General features: G+C 43.2%; 9 protein-coding genes. 6 read left to right on the forward strand and 3 right to left on the reverse strand.

What is annotated here, in order from left to right; all coding sequences use genetic code 11:
* Positions 1–120 precede the first annotated feature (120 nt).
* From proB to AC59JO_RS09105, 6 genes are all read left to right on the forward strand, one after another.
* The gene (gene proB, locus AC59JO_RS09080) at positions 121–1,200 is read left to right on the forward strand and encodes a glutamate 5-kinase (protein ID WP_413667788.1); all 1,080 of its coding nucleotides are present in this window, start codon (positions 121–123) and stop codon (positions 1,198–1,200) included.
* Positions 1,201–1,205: 5 nt separating this feature from the next.
* Positions 1,206–2,453, forward strand: a complete 1,248-nt coding sequence (locus AC59JO_RS09085) for a glutamate-5-semialdehyde dehydrogenase (RefSeq protein WP_413667787.1) — start codon at positions 1,206–1,208, stop codon at positions 2,451–2,453.
* 795 nt (positions 2,454–3,248) lie between these two features.
* Positions 3,249–4,337, forward strand: a complete 1,089-nt coding sequence (gene mnmA / locus AC59JO_RS09090) for a tRNA 2-thiouridine(34) synthase MnmA (RefSeq protein ID WP_413667786.1) — start codon at positions 3,249–3,251, stop codon at positions 4,335–4,337.
* 233 nt (positions 4,338–4,570) lie between these two features.
* Positions 4,571–6,964 carry a type I DNA topoisomerase gene (gene topA, locus AC59JO_RS09095; RefSeq protein ID WP_497304824.1) on the forward strand — a complete coding sequence of 798 codons (2,394 nt, stop codon included), beginning with the start codon at positions 4,571–4,573 and terminating at the stop codon, positions 6,962–6,964.
* Between the two features lie 103 nt (positions 6,965–7,067).
* Entirely contained in the window at positions 7,068–7,472 is a 405-nt protein-coding gene (locus AC59JO_RS09100) for a hypothetical protein (RefSeq protein ID WP_090525388.1), read from the forward strand.
* Between the two features lie 66 nt (positions 7,473–7,538).
* A complete protein-coding gene (locus tag AC59JO_RS09105; protein ID WP_497304826.1) occupies positions 7,539–13,148 on the forward strand; it encodes an alpha-2-macroglobulin family protein in 5,610 nt (1,869 codons plus the stop codon).
* Between the two features lie 228 nt (positions 13,149–13,376).
* On the opposite strand, the gene AC59JO_RS09110 is transcribed toward AC59JO_RS09105, so the two are convergent.
* The 3 genes from AC59JO_RS09110 to AC59JO_RS09120 form a co-directional block, all read right to left on the reverse strand.
* Positions 13,377–15,662 (reverse strand): glycoside hydrolase family 3 N-terminal domain-containing protein, encoded by a 2,286-nt coding sequence (locus tag AC59JO_RS09110; RefSeq protein WP_497304828.1) that lies wholly within the window; start codon positions 15,660–15,662, stop codon positions 13,377–13,379.
* A gap of 30 nt (positions 15,663–15,692) precedes the next feature.
* On the reverse strand, positions 15,693–17,459 hold the full coding sequence (locus AC59JO_RS09115; RefSeq protein ID WP_497304830.1) for a glycoside hydrolase family 9 protein: 1,767 nt from the start codon (positions 17,457–17,459) through the stop codon (positions 15,693–15,695).
* A 248-nt stretch (positions 17,460–17,707) separates the two neighbouring features.
* Entirely contained in the window at positions 17,708–18,295 is a 588-nt protein-coding gene (locus AC59JO_RS09120; protein ID WP_497304832.1) for a porin family protein, read from the reverse strand.
* Between the last annotated feature and the right edge of the window lie 31 nt (positions 18,296–18,326).

Raw genomic sequence — 18,326 nt, forward strand, 5'->3', positions numbered from 1 at the left:
TTTTGACGATTTTTACATCATTTCACTATAAAATCCATCACTTTAGTGGATATTTCAAAATAAACAAGGCCTAATTTCTCCCAAATTTGTAATATTGAAGCCTCAATCTGTACTGTACTAATGGCTTTCAATTATCAACGCATCGTTATCAAAATCGGCTCAAATGTTATTACCCAGGAAAACGGTCTCCCCGACCTACCCAGGATAACCCATTTGGTTGAACAGATAGCCGCGATAAAAAAGCAAGGCATTGAAGTGATACTTGTTTCATCGGGTGCTGTAGCGTCCGGCCGCAGCCTCATTACGGTCGCCGAAAAATCAGATGCTGTTGCGGCCCGCCAGGTGCTGGCTTCTATCGGCCAGGTAAAACTCATCAACACCTATTCGCATTTATTTGAACAGTTTCAGATCTTATGTTCGCAGGTTTTGGTTACCCGCGAAGATTTCAGGGACAGGATGCATTACCTCAACATGAAAAACTGCCTTGAGGCTTTGCTGCAATATGAGGTGATCCCTGTAGTAAACGAAAACGACGTAGTATCGGTAACCGAGCTGATGTTTACAGACAATGATGAATTGGCAGGCTTGATAGCCTCTATGCTTAACGCAAATGCCCTCATTATACTCACCAATGTTGATGGCATTTACAATGGCGATCCTAAAGCAGCCGGTTCGGCAGTGATAGATGAGGTCAGCGGTAACGAACTTGATTTTTCAACTTTTGTATCATCAGGCCGTTCGCAATTTGGCCGGGGTGGCATGATCACAAAATCAACCATGGCACAAAAAACGGCACAGCTTGGTATTTCGGTACACATCGCCAATGGCAAACGGGATCGGATCTTAACCGACGTTTTGGAAAACCAGGTTACGCACACCCGTTTCATACCAAATAAAACAGCATCAGGCAAAAAGAAATGGATTGCCCACTCCGAAAAATCAGCAACTGGCAGTGTACTGATTAACGCCGGTGCAAAAGCAGCACTCATCTCAAACAAAGCAACCAGCTTATTACCCGTTGGCATTGTTGGGGTGATAACCGACTTCAAAAAAGGTGATATTATTAAACTGATTGATGATACCGATAAGCTCATCGGTTTAGGCATTGCTGAATACGGCGCAGATAAGGCCCGTGAACGCATAGGCCAAAAAAACCAAAAGGCACTGGTACATTATGATTATCTTTATTTACAAGGCTAAACACCATGAAATATAACAGCTATTTTGATAAAGCACGTGAAGCAAGCCGCAAAGCCCCCCTTGCCCCTTCCGTAATCAACGGGATTTTGGAGGATGTTGCAGCAGAGGCTATAGCCCAAACCGAATACATCCTGGCAGAAAACCAGAAAGACCTTGACCGGATGGATCCGGTAGACCCTAAATACGACAGGCTTAAACTCACTGCCGACAGGATTAAAGGTATTGCCGGCGATATGCAAAGCGTTGCTAAACTGGATAGCCCGCTTGGCAAACAACTTTCGGCAACTGAAATGCCTAATGGCTTATCGATATCAAAGACACGCGTGCCACTTGGCGTTGTTGGTGTTATATATGAGGCCCGCCCCAATGTTACTTTTGATGTTTTTGCACTTTGTTTTAAAACAGGCAATATCAGTGTATTAAAAGGTGGTAGTGACGCAGATTTTTCAAACCGGGCCATAATCTCGGTGATTCATAAAGTATTGGGAAGGCATGGCGTTGATGTTAATGTGGTTACCCTGCTCCCTGCCGAACGTGAGGCTACTACAGCATTATTAAGTGCTATTGGTTACATTGATGTGCTCATCCCAAGGGGTAGCCAGTCGTTAATTGATTTTGTGCGGGATAACAGTAAAGTACCGGTTATCGAAACAGGCGCCGGCATTGTACATACCTATTTTGATGAATCGGGTAATGTTGAAAAAGGTGCGGAGATCATAGCCAACGCTAAAACGCGCCGGGTAAGTGTTTGTAATGCCTTAGATTGTTTGATCATCCACTCGACCCGCCTCAAGGATTTGCCGCAACTGGCCCAGATTCTTAAAGAAAAAGAAGTAGAGATATTTGCTGATGAACAGGCTTTTGCAGCTTTAAAAAATGAGTACCCCGCCGGTCTTTTACATGAAGCCAACCCGGAACACTTTGGTACTGAATTCCTTTCCATGAAAATGGCTATAAAAACGGTAGCGTCATTTACCGAAGCTTTAGCTTACATCGCTGTAAACAGCTCAAAACATAGCGAGGCCATCATCTCTGAAGATGCTGAAAATATTGCTAAATTTTTAAATGACGTGGATGCCGCGGCGGTTTATGCCAACGTTTCAACGGCGTTTACAGATGGAGCTCAATTTGGTCTTGGAGCCGAAATTGGCATCAGTACTCAAAAACTTCATGCCCGCGGCCCAATGGGCCTGGAAGAACTTACCAGTTACAAATGGATAGTTAAAGGGAACGGACAAACCCGCAATCCGTAATCAACCTGCTAAAAATCTTATATAATAAAAAAGGTGCTTACAACCTGTAGTAAGCACCTTAAACGTGTTATTCGTATTGTTAAGCGTTACTTTATTAAGTAGTTGGCTGCAGCAATAAAGCAAATAATCACTAAAATCACGCCCTGTAATTTTTGTTCTAAAGTCAATTGAGTTAACATTCTTTTATTAATTAGGATATAGCAAATTTATAATGTAATAGGTCTGTTACAATAGGCAGTATCATTTTTACATTATTTTTAATAAATAATGTAACTCGTTTTTATAATAGTCAGCTCTACATTTATTAATTAAACTTTTATCAAAAAAAAAGCCTTACTGTTGAAATTGGTGTATCACTTACACCCCGTTTCAATGTAACATTTATGGTGATTTTGGCGATATAGACGCAAGATTTAATTGGTTTTAGCGATATCCGATTTTACATATCCTTTTATTCCCCTATTACACTAAGCCTGTTACTTTCTTACTCCCGTCATGTTTAATTATAATATATATTAATATAATGTTAAGCTTATAATGGTTTAAGTATTTAACTCATATTAATGAAACAATGAAGCTGAAAAGCGGTATGAATGATAATTTGCAGGCTATTCCCCTCAATTTATAGATTACAAACAACCGGCATAATTACTTAATATAAACTTCACAACAAACTGATTATAAATACAAATTAACCATTAATTAATAACAAAACTCTTCGATAAAAACACATTTTACCCTTTACTGACCAAGCATATGTTAACATAAACATCAAATAGGTATCTTTGCAGCATTATGAGTAAGCATGGCAGGATATTAGTGGCAATGAGCGGCGGGGTTGATAGTTCGGTAGCGGCAGTTATGCTGCATGAGCAGGGCTATGAAGTTATTGGTTTAACCATGAAAACCTGGGACTATGCCTCTTCGGGGGGTAGTTCAAAAGAAACCGGCTGCTGCAGTTTGGACAGTATCAATGATGCGCGTGCTTTGGCTGTTGGCTATGGCTTCCCTCATTATATATTGGATATCCGCAATGAGTTTGGCGATTTTGTGATCGATAACTTTGTTGATGAATATCTGGCGGGCCGTACCCCTAACCCATGCGTTTTGTGCAATACCCATATTAAATGGGAAGCATTACTAAAACGTGCCGATAAACTCGATTGCGAATTTATAGCTACCGGTCACTATGCCAATATCCGTTTACAGGATAACGGCCGTTACGTGATATCAAAAGGCAAGGACACCAATAAAGATCAATCATACGTGTTGTGGGGGGTATCTCAAAAGAATCTCGCACGCACTAAATTCCCATTGGGTAGTTTTTCCAAACCCGAGATCAGGCAAATGGCGCTTGATATGGGACAAATAGAGCTTGCCGGTAAAAGTGAAAGCTACGAAATCTGCTTTGTACCTGATAACGATTACCGCTCATTTCTGCGCCACAAGGTTGAAGACCTTGATGAGCGAATTGGCCCGGGTAATTTTGTACTTACCAACGGCACGGTTGTAGGTAAGCATCAGGGTTATCCTTTTTATACCATCGGCCAGCGTAAAGGTTTGGGCGTAGCATTAGGGCATCCTATGTTTGTTACCAAAATTGACCCTGCTACCAATACAGTTATTTTAGGCACTGCTGATGAGCTTGAACGCAAGCAAGCCTGGGTAAAAAACCTCAACCTCATTAAATATGAAAATATAAATGAGCCGCTTGAAGCCATTACCAAAATACGTTACAAAGATGCCGGAGCACAAAGCACTATTCTTCAAATGGGCGAACATATGAAAGTTGACTTCCATCATAATGTATCAGGTATAGCACCGGGCCAGTCGGCTGTATTTTATGAAGGAGATGACCTCGTTGGCGGCGGTTTCCTGATGTAAAACAATTTTTCCTTGCAATCTTTGAACTTAAAAACAAGAGGTGCCGTAGTCGCCTGTTATCATTTTGTTAAAATCAGTTTAGTTATTTTGCAAGAATATAATTTTCAGAGGCATTTTCGCGCAAAAATCTCAACTTAAAACATAATTTACCTTCAACTTTTACACCTTTTACCAAAAACTAATTGGTGTTTCGCTTACTTTATGTTTTATTTGCAAAAACTAAAACTGATTAAATGGCCAAAAACTTACTGATAGTTGAATCACCTGCAAAAGCTAAGACCATTGAGGGTTACCTTGGAAAGGACTTTACAGTAAAGTCCAGCTACGGGCATATCCGTGATCTTGTTAAGTCAGAAGATGCAATTGATATAGCTAATAACTTTAAACAAAAATACGAGGTGCCTGCAGATAAAAAGCAGGTAGTTAGCGAATTAAAGAAGTTAGCTAAGGAAGCCGAAATGGTTTGGCTCGCATCGGACGAGGACCGCGAAGGTGAGGCCATTTCCTGGCACTTGTACGAAACACTGGATTTGAAAGATACGCATACCAAACGCATCGTATTCCATGAAATTACCAAACCGGCCATTTTAAAAGCAATAGATACTCCGCGTAAAATTGATTATAACCTGGTTAATGCACAGCAGGCCCGCCGTGTTTTAGACAGGCTGGTAGGTTTTGAACTCTCGCCGGTTTTATGGAAAAAGATAAAACCATCACTTTCAGCCGGTCGCGTACAATCAGTTGCAGTAAGGCTTATTGTTGATCGTGAGCGTGAGATCAATAAATTTAAATCAGAAGCAGCATTTAAAATAGTAGCCATATTTGGCAGAGGCAAAGAAGCTTTCAAGGCCGAATTGCCCGAGCGCTTTGCAAAACAGGAAGAAGCTGAAAAGTTTTTACATGATTGTATCGCGGCGGATTTCGATATTAAATCGTTAGAAACCCGGCCAACCAAACGCTCGCCGGCAGCGCCATTCACCACCTCTACCCTGCAACAGGAAGCAAGTCGTAAATTGGGCTATTCCGTAGCACGCACTATGCAGGTTGCACAAAGGCTTTACGAATCGGGTTATATCACTTACATGCGTACCGATTCGGTAAACCTTTCTGAACTGGCTTTAAATTCAGCTGCAAGCGAGATCGTATCTGCCTATGGCGAAAAATACCATCAGCAAAGAAGATACAAAACTAAAAATGCCAGTGCGCAGGAAGCGCACGAAGCAATCAGGCCAACATATTTCAATAATCATTCTATCGATGGCGAATCGGCAGAAAAGCGTTTATATGAGCTAATCTGGAAACGCGCCATTGCTTCGCAAATGAGCGAAGCCCAATTTGAAAAAACCACTGCAAAAATCGGTATCTCCACCCGTAGTGAAGACCTTGTAGCTAACGGGGAAGTAATGAAGTTTGACGGCTTCCTGAAAGTTTATCTTGAATCGAAAGATGACGAGGACGAACCACAACAGGATGGCGAAAATGCAATACTGCCGCCTTTAACCAAAGGTCAGCGTTTAGCTTTACAGGAAATGTCGGCCACAGAGCGTTTTTCCCGCCCGGCGGCCCGCTATACTGAGGCAAGCCTGGTGAAAAAACTTGAAGAGCTTGGTATCGGTCGCCCGTCAACCTATGCCCCTACTATCTCAACCATTCAAAACCGTGGTTATGTGGTTAAGGAAGAGCGCGAGGGCAAGCAACGTAATTTCAGGGTATTAACGCTGAAAGCAGGCAGCATTGTAAAAGAAGAAAAAACAGAGAACACAGGTGCCGAACGCGGGAAACTGTTCCCTACTGATATCGGTGCTGTTGTAAATGATTTCCTGGTACAATATTTCAAGGATATTGTTGATTTTAACTTCACGGCCAGCGTTGAAAAGCAATTTGACGAAATAGCGCAGGGAATGAAAGAGTGGACTGCAATGCTCCACGATTTTTATAACCCCTTCCATAAGGAAGTTGAAAGCACTATTGAAAAGGCCGACAAAGCAACCGGCGAACGTGAATTAGGTATCCACCCCGAAAGCGGGAAGAAAGTTTCTGTTCGCATCGGCCGTTTTGGTCCCTTTGTTCAGGTTGGTGAAAGTGCTACCGAAGAAAACGAAGAAAAACCGCTGTACGCAAGTCTTCGTAGCGGACAAAGCATCGAAACCATTAGTCTTGAAGAAGCCCTTGAACTGTTTAAATTGCCGAAGGTCGTAGGCGAATATGAAGGCAAAGTAATGAAAGTAGCTATCGGCCGTTTCGGGCCTTATATCAGCCACAACAGTGCCTTTGTGTCGCTACCTAAAGAAATCGACCCACATGATGTTACTGAAGAGCAAGCAATTGAGCTCATTAACCTAAAGCGCAAAAAGGATGCTGAAAAGTTGATCAAATCTTTTGATGAAGATCCGGACGTTAAAGTACTGAACGGCCGCTGGGGGCCATATATTGAATTTGGCAAGCTGAACGTTAAGATCCCTAAAGATAAAGACCCTTTAACCCTTACCTACAAAGAATGCAAGGCACTTGCTGATGCAACACCGAAGGACGCTAAAAAAGGGCGCTTTGGTAAAGCTGCCGCGGCAGCGAAGCCAGCTGCTACAAAAGCTCCGGCAAAGAAGAAAGCGGCCCCGAAGAAAAAATAAATTATAAAGTGCATGGTTGATTGGGTTGATTAAGTGAATGGTTTGGTAGGCATGCTGAAAACTACTCACCTGATCAACTCAATCAACCCAACCAACTAAAAGAATGAAAAAAGACCTGCCCGAAAATAATGTAAAGGATATTGCTATTGCAGTAGCATTGGAGAGCGAAAGTGTAGAAAGTAAGGTATGGTATGTATATCTCATCAATCTTAAAAATGAGCCTATTGAAAATGTGCTCATTACCTCAAAAGGTTATGGTGAAAAGGACGGCGAGCAGGTAAAAACCTCTACCCTGCGGCATATGATCCCTGTTGTTGACAGTAAAGCGTATAAGCTTATCGAGCCTATCGATGAGCAAACTTTCGGCCTCAATAACGAATATTGGCTAAGCTATTATATCGGTAAAGACATTTTCGACAAGAAATTTATTTTCCTTCCTGAAAGTATTGTGGAGATGAATTTTATCAAGATCCCGGTTTTAAATAAGCCCGGAGTTATGATAAAATAATTTTCGCTTTAAATTATTTATTGTCATAAATTTTATAATTTACCTGATAATAAATAAACCTATTTCATGGAAAACGGATACAGTCAGTTCCGCAAACGCCGAACCTTAATCACTGTTATTACTACCATTGCGCTTGTTTTACTCGTTGTATACCTGATAGCGAGTGGTCACAAAAAAACGGTTGTTGATCCCGCATTCAGTAAGTATATCGAATCGTACACAACGGGCGTTGTTTCCAAACAGAGCCCTATCCGGATCAGACTGGCAAGTGATGTTCAGGTAACGCATCAGCAAAATGAAGAAATAACCGAAGATCTTTTCAACTTTTCTCCGTCTATAAAAGGAAAAGCCATCTGGACAGATGCCCGAACCATCGAGTTCAGGCCTGATGAAAAACTCGATCCCGGTAAAAACTACACTGCTGATTTTAAATTAAGCAAACTTATTGAAGTGCCGGGCCATTTTGAGCACTTTAAGTTTAACTTCCAGGTTATCCAACCCGATTTTACCGTGTCATTTATTGGCATGCAAACAGCCAGCAGTACTTCAAATACTGAAATGAAGCTTACAGGCGATATTCAAACCGCCGACGCTGAAGATCCCTCTGCTGTTGATAAACTTATCGTACCTAATTATGATTCGCCGGCTAAAATAAACTGGGAGCATGACGCAGCCCATAAAAACCATCATTTTACCATAACCGGCTTAACCCGTATAGCTGGCAAAGCCAGTCCGCTTGTTATCAATTGGGACGGCAGCAGCATTGGCGTCGATAAAAAAGGCAGCCAAAATTTTGAAGTTCCTGCAATTGGCGATTTCAAAGTTTTGAATATCCGCGCCGTTCAGGATAACGACCAATACGTTGAAGTACAGTTTTCGGATAACATTTTAGTTGGACAAGAACTTAACGGCCTTATCAGCATCAATAATATCACTGATCCGGCATACAGCATTGATGGGAGCCTGGTAAAAGTTTATGCCCCGGATCGCTTACAAGGTGATTATACGGTGACCGTAAATGAAGGGATAAAAAACACGCTTTTAAAAAGGATCACCAGAGGCTACACCGCAAACCTGTTTTTTGAGAACCGACTGCCTGCTGTTACTATCCCCGGCAAAGGTGTTATCCTCCCCGATTCGGGACGGATCATGATGCCATTTGAAGCAGTTAACCTCAATGCGGTTGATGTTACGATCATCAAAATCTATGAAAACAACGTACCTCAATATTTTCAAAGCAATGGCCTTGACGGCAGTGCCGAATTAAGGCAAGTTGGCAAGCCTATAGTACAAAAAACGATCCGGTTAGACACCGATAAAGGTCTTAACCTTCACAAGAAGAATCGTTTTATGCTCGATCTTGACCAGATGATTCGCACCGAACCTGGTGCCATCTACCGGGTGGTTATCGGCTTCAGGCGATCATATTCCTTGTTCAACTGCAAGATCAACAGTGGTAAGGTTCAAAAAGATAATGGCGATGATGACGAAGAAGGCGGTTATTACGGTGGTGATTACAGCGATAATACATCAAAAGTAAGTGATGAAGACGACGACTTTTGGAAGCGTTATGACAACTATTATCCCGAAGGTTATAACTGGCAGGAACGTGACGACGCCTGTACAGATTCGTATTACAGCAAACAGCGCTGGGCTACCCGTAATATCATTTCATCAAACATCGGCCTTATCGCCAAACGGGGTAATGATAACAGCATGCTGATAGCCGTTACCGATATCCTGAGTGCCGAGCCTATGAATAATGCAGATATCGAACTGCTGGACTATCAGAAACAAGTGATCTACAAAACCACTACCGATGGCGACGGTTTGGCCAAATTTAATCTGAAGAGAAAACCATACTTATTGGTAGCAAAAAAAGGTACACAACGCGGCTATTTAAAGCTGGATGATGGCAGCTCTTTACCTCTGTCGAGGTTTAACGTAGGTGGCGAGGAAGTACAAAACGGCCTCAAAGGATTTATTTATGGCGAACGCGGCGTTTGGCGTCCGGGGGATTCCATTTATACATCGTTTATTCTCGAGGACAAATTAAAAACCCTGCCTCCCGATCATCCTGTTGAATTTGAATTGTATGACCCAAGTGATAAGCTTTACAGGCGCATTACCCAAACTAAAAGTTTAGATGGATTTTACAGTTTCCATACGGCAACCGAAACCTCATCCCCTACCGGCAACTGGACAGCCAAAGTTAAAGTTGGTGGTGCTACGTTTGAGAAAAAGATAAAGGTTGAAACCATAATGCCTAACAGGCTCAAGCTTAGCCTGTCGTTCGGCGGAGCTGCAGAATTAACCAAGGGCAACAATGCCAACGGTAAACTAAGCGCACAATGGCTGTTTGGCGGTGCAGCACAAAACTTAAAAGCTAAAGTTGATGCTTATCTATCCGCGCAAAACACAAGCTTCAAAAAATATAAGGATTATGTTTTTGACGATCCTACACTAGCCTTTAATACCCAGGTACAAACCGTTTTTGACGGCAAGCTGAGTGAAACCGGCACAGCTGATGTCGATGCAAATGTAAACGTAGAGAAACAAGCCCCGGGGCAGCTTCGTGCAAATTTCCTGGTTAAGGTATTTGAGCCGGGCGGCAACTTCAGCATAAACCAGGTTAGCATGCCTTATAACGTTTATCAGGGCTACGTGGGCATAAAAACCCCCGAAGGCAGCGACTTGTCGGGAATGCTGGTTACTGATAAAGATCATCTAGTTGACATTGCCGATGTTGACGTGAACGGCAACCCCCTGCCGGGCAGCCGCGATGTACAGGTTGAGCTATACAAAGTGCAATGGCGTTGGTGGTGGGATCAAACCGGCAATGAAATGAGCAACTTTACACAGGATAAATATAACAAGCTCATCAAAACAGAAACCGTGAGGCTTACAGGTGGCACAGGCAAATGGAACCTGCACATCAACAAAGCTGACTGGGGCCGTTACCTTATTAAAGTTAAAGATGAACAAACCGGCCATTCAACAGGTAAGATCATTTACGTTGACTGGCCAAACTGGTCGGAAAGGTTACAATCAACCAATCCTACTGAAGCAGCGATGTTATCTTTTACTTCAGATAAATCAACTTATAAAGTTGGTGATGAGGCTACTTTGACCATCCCAACCGGTGAGTCCGGACGCGCGTTGATCAGTTTTGAAAATGGCAGCAAAGTTTTAAAAACAGCGTGGATAGATACCAGGAAAGGGCAAACCCGCTATACATTTACGGTTGATGAAACAATGGCGCCAAACGTTTTTGTGAACGTTACACTGTTGCAAAAACATTCGCAAACGGTTAATGACCTGCCCATCCGCATGTATGGCGCCATCCCATTGCAGGTTGAAAACCCCGAAACGATCCTGAAACCTATCATCAATATGCCTGATAAGATCAGGCCCGAAACACAGTCGGCCATTACGGTATCGGAAGCATCTGGCAAAGAAATGACTTACACCATTGCAATTGTTGATGAGGGATTGTTAGACATCACCAATTACAAAACACCTGATCCGCATGATACTTTTTATGCTCACGAGGCTTTAGGCGTAAAAACCTGGGACCTGTTTGACTATGTAATAGGTGCATTTGGCGGTGGCTTGGAGCGTATCTTAAGCATAGGTGGTGACGGGAACCTCGGCAATAACAAAAACGTGTCTGTAAACCGCTTTAAGCCCGTTGTAAAATTCCTTGGACCATTCCACCTCGATGCCGGCGAAAAACAAACACAGCGCTTTATCTTGCCGCAATACGTAGGTTCTGTTAAAGCGATGATAGTGGCGGGACACAACGGAGCATACGGCATTGCCGAAAAATCTGTAGCTGTTAAAAAACCTTTGATGATCCTGGCTACCCTGCCGCGTGTGCTTGGCCCTTCAGAAAGCATTCAATTGCCGGTTACCGTGTTTGCTATGGAAAACAATATTAAATTCGTAAGCATACAGGTACAGAGCAATGCTTTCAGCAACCTCGGCGGCAACAACCAGAAAACCCTTACTTTTGATAAGCCCGGCGACCAAATGGTAACTTTTGATTTGAACGTTAAGGATTTTGTTGGCGTAGGCAAAGTAAAAATAATTGCCAAAAGCGGTTCGGAAACAGCAGCCTATGATGTTGATCTCAATGTGCGCAATCCTAATCCACCGGTTACACGCATTATTCAAAAAGAGCTTGCTCCTGGTGAAGTATGGAATATCGATTACCAGCCTGTTGGCATTAACGGTACCAATAAAGCAACACTTGAGGTGGCTTACATCCCGCCGTTAAACCTCTCAAAACGCTTGGATTACCTGATTGAATACCCGCATGGCTGTGTTGAGCAAACTACCTCTTCGGCATTCCCGCAATTGTACCTGAACCAATTGCTTGATCTTTCGCCAAAACAAAGGGCCGAAACCGACCGTAATATCAAAGCCACCATAAACAGGCTCAACGGCTTCCAGGTGCAGGGCGGTGGCTTAAGTTACTGGCCTTACGGCGGCGAGGCCGATGAATGGGGAACAAATTATGCCGGGCATTTCATGTTGGCCGCCCAGGCAAAAGGATTCAGCATGCCAATAGGCTTTATTGACCGCTGGAAAAAATACCAGAAAGAAAAGGCGCTGAGCTGGGCACCGCGCAAGCAACCATACTATTATGAGGATGACCTTACACAGGCTTACCGCTTATACTTGCTGGCCCTCGCCCGTTCACCCGAAATGGGTGCAATGAACCGCCTGCGTGAGTTTGCATTATTGAGTGACGCAGCAGCCTGGCGCCTTGCCGCAGCTTATAAACTCGCCGGCCAGCCTGAAGTTGGATTAAGGATGATAGCAAAGTTATCGACCACTGTTAAACCATATAATAGTCTTTATGGCACTTATGGCTCCGATTTAAGGGACGAGGCAATGATACTCGAAACCCTTACCCTGCTGGAGCAAAAACAAAAGGCCGCCGGACTGGTGCACACTGTCGCAGCACGTTTATCGCAGGATGATTGGTACAGCACTCAAACCACAGCTTATTCACTAATAGCTTTAGCGCAGTTCTATGGGCAAAACAAACCAGCAGGCAAGCTTGAATTTAACTATGCTAACGGCAGTGCTAAAGCTACCATTAGCACAAGTTCGTATTTATGGCAGGGTGCATTGGCTGGCAACGGCGGTAAAGTTTACCTTAAAAACAATAGCAATAACAAATTGTACATAAGGCTAATACAAAAAGGACAGCCGTCGTCAGGACAGGATACCCAATCGATCCTCAATCCTGATGTATTACAAATGCGGGTAGGCTATTTCTCGCTTAAAGGTAAACCGATAGATCCTTCATCGTTAAAACAGGGTACCGACTTTGTAGCCCAGGTGAACATCAAAAACCCCGGCAAACGCGGCAGATATGACAACCTCGCCCTCACCCAGATCTTCCCTTCGGGTTGGGAGATCTTGAATACCCGCCTGCTTGGTGATGAAGCATTTAAATCGTCGCCATCTGATTACCGCGATATTCGTGACGACAGGGTGAATACTTATTTCAGCTTAAACGAAGGTCAGGAATCAACTTATTACGTGATGCTTAACGCGGCTTATACCGGCAAATACTATTTACCGGCGGTTTATTGCGAGGCTATGTATAATAACCAGATCAGCAGCTTATTAAAAGGCCAATGGGTTGAGGTGGTGAAGTAAGCTCTTGCGCTCGTGTAACGAGTGCTTACCATGGGCTTACGTTTATAACGTAAGCGGAAGCGATACAATCGCAAACCCACATTAAGCACTCGTTACAAACGAGCGCAAGTTTCAAAAGAAATTAATTTAGACTTACAAAGTTTTGGAAGCTTCGTAAGTCTTTAAAAGCAAAAAAGCGCTTCCAAAACTGATTGGAAGCGCTTTTTTCTTATAATCCTAATCCCCCCCTTACAACCTGCCAGTTCTTGACGGTTGATCTTTTGCAGATACGTAATTAAAACTTTGTGTTTGATCACCAAGCTGGATCTTAAACTCTCCTGCCTCGGTTACTGTTTTACTTACATCGTTCACAAAGGCCAGGTCTTTCGGGGCTATTTTAAAGGTAACCGTTTTAGTTTCGCCAGGTTTCAGGCTGATCTTATCAAAAGCACGCAAGCGTTTGGTATCAGGTGCGATACTGGCATAAAGCTGACTGATATACAACAACACTGATTCTTTACCTTCCATCTGACCGGTATTTTTAACATCTACAGATATGGTCAGCGTTTCGTTATCCTTAAGTTCGGGCTTGCTGATTTGCAGGTTACTGTAGCTAAAAGTGGTGTAGCTGAGGCCGTAACCAAATTCATATAAAGGATTGTAGCCGTGTTTATCGTCGGGATTACCATTTTCTAAATTTTTACGGTAGTAGTTAACCAACGCATTAGGATAACGCGGATACGTTATTGATAAACGGCCCGATGGATTTACATCACCAAACAAAACACCGGCAATAGCATCCCCTCCCTCATTGCCAGACAGATAGGCCATAATGGTAGCGGCAGATTTACTTTCGGCATCGGTAACAATACGGGGGCGGCCCTCAGCTAATACAAGGATTACCGGCTTGCCTGTTTTAGCAAGTTCCAAAGCCAATAGAGTTTGCGCAGCGGGAAGGTTCAGATCATCAATATTACCTACGTTTTCGGTGTAGGAAAGTTCGCCCAGGCAAAGTACAATAGCATCAGCATTTTTAGCGGCTTTTACGGTTTCATCTATATTTTGAAGACTGTCGAAAGATGCCCCGGCTGCATAAGTTACGTTATCCTTTCCTATTTTTTGTTGGATAGCTTCCAGTATCGTGTTCTTCCCGGCAGCAAACTTATCCGACAAGTCGCCTTGCCAGGTATAGCTCCATCCCCCATCTAACGAACGCATGGTATTTGCCGTAGGGCCGGTTACCAGTACTTTAATATCTTTTTTAAGCGGAAGCACATGGTTATTGTTTTTTAACAATGTAATAGCCTCATTAGCGGCCTGTACACTGGCCTGCCTAAACTCATCCGATCCAAATTTAGGATAGTCATCAGGGTTGCCAACCGGGCGCTCAAATAAGCCAAGCTCATATTTAACCTTTAAAATACGATGAACGGCTTCATTAACCCGGGCTATTGATACCTTACCTTCTTTTACCAGTTCAATCAGATAAGTATAAAAAGTATAGTCATAAGGTACCATGCTCATATCAACGCCTGCATTTACAGCAATCATTACAGCATCTTTTTGGGTAGCGGCCACATGGTGACGGTCATGCAGGTATTGGATATCTCGCCAGTCGGTTACAGCAATACCGTCAAAATGCAGTTCACCGCGCAAAACATCAGTCAGCAGATATTTGCTTGCGTGAACGGGTACGCCATTTATCTCGCCCGAGTTGATCATCAGCGTCTTAGCCCCTGCTTTAACGGCTTCGGCAAATGACGGAAGGAAATACTCGCGCATATAACGATCGGGAATCCATGAAGGGGTGCGGTCTTTTCCGCTCAGCGGGAAACTGTAGCCGAGGTAATGTTTCATACAGGCGGCAACATGGTATTTATCACCTACATCGTTACCCTGATATCCTTTAATAATTTCGGCACCCATTGTTTTTACCACATAAGGATCTTCCCCAAGCGTTTCGTAGATCCGCGGCCACAAAGCCGAGCGGCCAAGGTCTAACACCGGAGAGTAATTCCATGGGATATAACTTGCGCGGGTTTCATAGGCAGTGATCTCCCCCATTTTATGCGCAAGACTTTTGTTAAAGGTTGCAGCCAAAGCTATTTCCTGCGGGAATAAAGTGCTGCCAACAGTATATGTAACACCGTGAATAGCATCAATACCGTAGATAACCGGAATTTTTAAACGATCCTGATCGGCCGCTTTCTGAATCTGCGAGATCACATCATACCAATGGCTGCGTTCATAGGCTGTTCCGGTAACATTCAATATCGAACCAACATGATATTTCATGATAGCCTCTTTCAATTTATCAGGATCAAGTTCATGAGCGCCGCCACCTGATTTAGAGACAACATCAGAAGTAACTTCGGTCATCTGTCCGACCTTTTCTTCAAGGCTCATTTTGGCTATCAGGGCATCAACCTTTTTATCGGTAGCACTGACAGCAACCGGCTTCTTTTGAGCCTGCACTGTATAGCACAGCCCGTTGAGAAAGGCCAGGCCAATCATTGTAATGTAGAGTTTTTTCATGTCGTGAGGTTTTATGTTTTATTTAGTTGATCAATGGTTATCTAATTCGTGTTGTAAAGCTTCCATGGCGTTAGCCAGGTAAGCCAGCGGCGCATTCCAGTTGATGGCTATCTCGTTTGCAGCATAAGCGCGTTCGTCGTCGATATAAGCTTCGTCAGGTACTTTCGACGGCACCTGGATGCCATCCTGCATGCCGGGGTTTGATCCGCCAACCAGCAAACCCGGCACCGGATCAACTATCCCATCTGCAGCCGATGGCCTATGGTGCGGGTGCATCGGCGTTTTAGTTCCATATCCCGTAACAAAAGAATAGCCAGAACCGTTACGGCCCAGCAGGTAATCCAGATTAGCCAAAGCGTAATTCAGATATTTTTTGCTGTGAGTTAGTTTATAAGCCTGAATAAGCAGGATCCCTTCGTTTGCAGCTTCGGATGTACTGCCCCAGCCAAAATGCCTTATGGATTTTGTCATTACCGTTTGATAGGCGTTTGAATCAACCCCGCTGATCATATCATCGGCTGTACTGATAAGATTTTTCGTGATTTCGGAAATCGCAGGGACAGCCTTGTCGGTAACATTATTTTTTATCAACGTATAATAACCCAACAACCTAACCTGCGACCAGGTGGGCACCGGCATCCTATTATCTGGTACAAGATTGATATTTTTAAGATAATCTGCGTTGCCGGTAGTAGCTACCAGTTCCGATGCAGCCCAAATAAACTCATCAGTAAAATTATTATCACCATAAGCGCCCGTGGTGATCTTAGGTTCAAACTTTTTGTTTATTTCTTCCTGACGGTAGGCTGATTGCGGATTTTTAACCGCCCATTCCCAGGCTTTTTGAGCAGCATTTAAACATGAATCAGCCAGACCCGGTAACTCTTTGGGATAATGTCTGAAAATCCGTGAAGCCTGGGCCATAACAGCTGTAAAATCAAGCGTGGCGGCAGTGCCTTTTTGCACCACATAGCGTGGTGACTTATCTTTATCAGGCATCTCAAACTTATCAAAAGCCGCATTGGTAAGTTTGTGATAAACACCGCCATCGGCAGGATCCTGCATGGTCAACATCCAGCGAAGGTTCCAAAGTACCTCATCCAAAACATCCGGGATTTTGTTACTGCTTTCGGGGATATTAAGCCTGACTGTTTTCATGTAAGCCGGAAAATCTTCATACAAAGAAAGCAGTGTACTTGTAGTAATACCGCTATTCACGATATACTTGTTATAATCACCGGCATCATACCAGCCGCGAGGCGATGAAATTATTGAACCTGCTTTTCGCCCCTCACTTTCGGCAGATGGATGGATCAGCACTACGGTGTCGGGATGCCCTTCAACCCTGCGCCATTTGCCGGCGTATTTTTCGGGCAAGGCTGTGCCGGAACGCATAAAATAGTAAGCTTTAATAGCGGCTGCAGCCACAGGGGTATGAACAGATGCTTTAATTTCAAAAGGATAAGAATAACCAACAGATGGAGCATATAGTACATAACGACCGGGCTTCGTGAACGCGCTAAAATCTGCCGATTGAACAATATGCCCGGCAAAGTTAGGCTTTAACGAAGGTTTTAGCTTCCCCGCAAATACCGTTTGCTTTTGAACGGTTTGGATAAAAAAGTCGCCTTCCTTATCGTTTAAAACTATAGCCTTCTTTACAGCGACAGGATAAAATCCTATTTGATTTAGCCTGATAAGCTTCGAAGTTGTGTCTTTTTGCTGTGCAGAAGCATTGCCGGTAATCAGCAGCGGCACAAATAAAAATTTGATGGAATGGAGAAGATACTTTTTCATCTGCCCTTAATTTTAGGAAACACCAATAATCCGCGTTTAAACAGATAACAGGTGCATAAATGGCAAATAAATATAGGTGTACGTTGTACAATAAGTATAATACTATTTTGTCAATCACAAGCTAAAGTATGATACTAAATATGCAATCGATTGCGAAACCCCGGAACAATAGTTACATCTTTTGATTTCGAACAAAACGACCCGCCGTTTCCGGCGGGTCGTTTGTATATTTTGAAGTGGTCGAAGAATTATAATGAGAATAATTTGTAAGCTACAGCAAGGCTAAATAGGCTCACACGGGTATGAGAGTTATCATTACCATAGGCTATTTTGTTTAAACCACCTTCATAACGAAGGTCGATAGAAAGGCTGCTGATGTCAACACCTGCACCTACCTGTATAGCATAGTTAGCATCTTTATATCGTAAAGCTGTTGCATCTTTAAAAGCGTTGTCCTTGCTTGTAGTAAAAGAAAGAACCGGGCCACCGTAAAAGCGACCACCTAAACCTAAAGCTCCAACCTTGGCTCCTACAAGTAGTGGAACATCAAAGCTTTTAAAACTTTGTTTATTTGAAACGCCTCCGTAATTTACAGTTACGCTTTTATCAGTATAATAAAGCTCAGGTTGAAAAATTAAGCCTAAGCCACCAATCCTTGCCCAGGCACCTGCCTGGTAACCGGCTTTGTTATCATTGTTAAAGACTCCGTTCGACGGGAAAGTTGAATAATTTAGACCGCCTTTCAAGCCAAAAGAAAAACTTGGGATTACCTGTGCTTTAGATACGCCGATTGACAATAAAAAAATAGATAATGAGAGTAAAATTGATTTTTTCATATTTATTAGGTGTTTGGATGATGTATTAAGT

The organism is Mucilaginibacter sp. A5337, from assembly GCF_059690695.1.